Consider the following 2,710-nt stretch of genomic DNA (forward strand, 5'->3'; position numbering starts at 1 on the left):
CCATTATGTGAGGCCAAGAATCCTATGTTCATGGTTTTCCTTAGTATGCACAACAATGATTGAACAGCTGCCGCTCAATTCTCTTTCTGGTTTAACAGTTTTAGAATACAGTACAGGATACTGGGGGTCAAGGCGGTTATCTTGACATCATATAGTAAACTAATGCACACTAACGCTGCGAAAAGCGTTGTTTAACAGCTGCTGTTAAAATAAGGTATGAGTTTAAATGCAAGGTAGATCAAAGAAGTTTGAGTAATATCTTGAAGAATTGAAGCGTCTGGAAAGATGAACATCAGGGATACTGGATATTACTGTCTCCTGACATATAGTTTGAACCGCGAGATATTCGATGAGTAATTGATACCAATACTTCCCTCTACCACTCCCTTTTCAAGCATATCGATTATGTCTGTGGCAAGATGACCCGATGGGCCTTCCGGCAGCTCGCTGAAGTCGAGGAAGACAGAAGTAGCATTGTCTCTGATACTGCCGAATCCTATGGTGGGTCTTCTGTTGGGGTCCATTATGTAGATTGAGTTAATCGGAAGAAGACCGCTCCTGCCACTTAGCATCAGATTGCCCCATTCATCAGTTGTCAGGAAAGGTTCTTCCGGAAGGTCAAGATCCACGGGATCCGCTCCGATTATCTCAATATCAAGCACCGGTGGTTCCGGAAGAACTCCATCTGACACGTAAAGAGATAGATCTTCAACAGTTCTGATTACAGGAGCTGTCGGATATACTCTGCAACTGTAAATATTCTCTGAGCAGGACATGACCCTTCCCGATAGAGATAGATGGTTTCCATCATCAGTCGGGATTGTGATGTATACAGATGGTTCGAGCAGCTGGTTGTCCATTCCTCCGAGCCGCAGCTGCGATTCTGAAAGATCGAGTTTATGCAGAACCGGGAAATGTGATTCGACGTGCCAGCCCTCTTCCGTTTCGGTAGCTCTCGCATCGAGGAATTGACTACCTCCGGCGAACCAGATATCAATCAATACTATTCTCTCATTCAGAGATTCACCGGAACAGAGTATCCCAAGCTCTTCTCTACTGAGAACACCCGGACTGGTGAAGAAAGCATTGAAATCGTAATAACCTTTGAGTAAATAGAAACCGTTACCTGGAAATCCCGCAATCTGAAGATCCCCGCTGCTGTCAGGAATGAGGAGGATTTCCTGACCCTCTGCCAGTTCATAGGCCATACTTGTACCCATCTCCCAGAAATCGATACTGAGGGTATCGCCGGCAAGCGCATCTCCAAGGAAGACTATCTTCACGATAATGGTAACTGAACTGTTTTCAACACTTAGAACGGTGGCTTCGTATATCCATGGCAAATCTTCAATTGACGCCTCCAGGTCTGCGAACCATGGTTCAGCGTTAACGGTTAGAGTGGAAATTGCTATCATCATTAACAGAAGCATTATCATTCTTCCAGGCATGGTATTCCCTTTCTTTCCTGTATTACTGATCTAATCGGAAAAAATTCCATCTTTTTCCATTTCATGAGCTTATCTGAAAAGCACTATTGCTGAGTGGATATTAGGCAGACATGTACTTCAATCCATCCTCTAGACCTTCTATTCAATGTATTCTAACTTGAGATGTGTATCATCGCACTACCTTGAATCCTCATTTCTATTTCGGTATTGTTCTACGGTAGTTCCCTAAAGGAGTTCTTATGATAAAAATACACTGCGTGTCACTGTTCGGCTTCTTTTTGCTGGCAATTCTTTTACTTAATATATCACCGTCCCTTGCTGAAGATTCCGGATTCTATCTGGAAGAATGGGAGATCAGTAAAGGCAGCCCGGATGTGATAAACATTCAGGATTTTCCCGCAGAACTGCTGCCTGAAGGGTTGGACAGTCTTGACCTTCTCGTTGTGGGTGAACCGATGGATGGACCTGAACTTGCACTGATAGGGTACGGGGAAGATACCCTGTACCTTGGTTCAACTTCATTCAGCATGTACATGAATCCGGTTAAAACTTATTCCTGGTTCGATGAGGAGGAAGGCCTTGTAGTAGTAGCCTCACAATATCCCTACAGCATGTCGACTAACATCGTATTCTACAGCTGGAATCCGGAGACTCTAATACTTGATCCTTTTGATTCAGTAAATGAAGATTATTCAGTTGATCAACTGTTACTGGTAGACTCGCTCCTTGAAACGGGTGAAATCGGACTGGCTGCTGAAACCCTGGATAATGTCATGTATCCTGTAAGGTACTACAACAACGAGGAGATGTCCTGCAGGTTTCTGATTGCTGCTCATGCGGCTTCCATGGTTGCTTTTCAGGAGGGAAACATTCAGGACGCGGTGCAGTACTACGAAGCAGCTCGTTCAGTGTTCGAGAGAACCTCCTGCGATATGAACTGGTGCTATAAATTCGAATCCGTGGAACACTTTCAGGAAAGTCCTTTCTCTGAATTCATCAGCATGGAAGAACTCTCATCTATACTCGGCGATTACGCCATAATCTTCAAGAATGAGGATCAAATAAAGGCAAGAGCATTCTCATGGTGTGCAGCAGTGCTGGGAGGATAAGGACAGCCTTTGGTTACAGACATGAACAGGAGAACAGAATGAATTCAGGGATTTTCCTTGCAGCAATCCTGATATCCACCACCAACCTTACAATTACAGAACCTGTTGACGGAGAATCATACAACATCAGTGACCTACTCACTGTAAGAGCTA

At 44.2% G+C, this 2,710-nt stretch carries 2 protein-coding genes; one reads left to right on the top strand and one right to left on the bottom strand.

Annotation, left to right across the window (positions count from 1 at the left end; all coding sequences use genetic code 11):
* Positions 1–308 precede the first annotated feature (308 nt).
* On the bottom strand, positions 309–1,448 hold the full coding sequence (locus K8R76_07055) for a hypothetical protein (GenBank protein ID MCD4847931.1): 1,140 nt from the start codon (positions 1,446–1,448) through the stop codon (positions 309–311).
* Between the two features lie 239 nt (positions 1,449–1,687).
* On the opposite strand from K8R76_07055, the gene K8R76_07060 reads away from it, so the two are divergent.
* Positions 1,688–2,557, top strand: coding sequence for a hypothetical protein (locus K8R76_07060; protein ID MCD4847932.1), 870 nt, complete (start codon positions 1,688–1,690; stop codon positions 2,555–2,557).
* Positions 2,558–2,710 lie beyond the last annotated feature (153 nt).

The sequence above is a fragment of the Candidatus Aegiribacteria sp. genome (assembly GCA_021108435.1).
Lineage (GTDB): Bacteria > Fermentibacterota > Fermentibacteria > Fermentibacterales > JCC-6 > Aegiribacteria.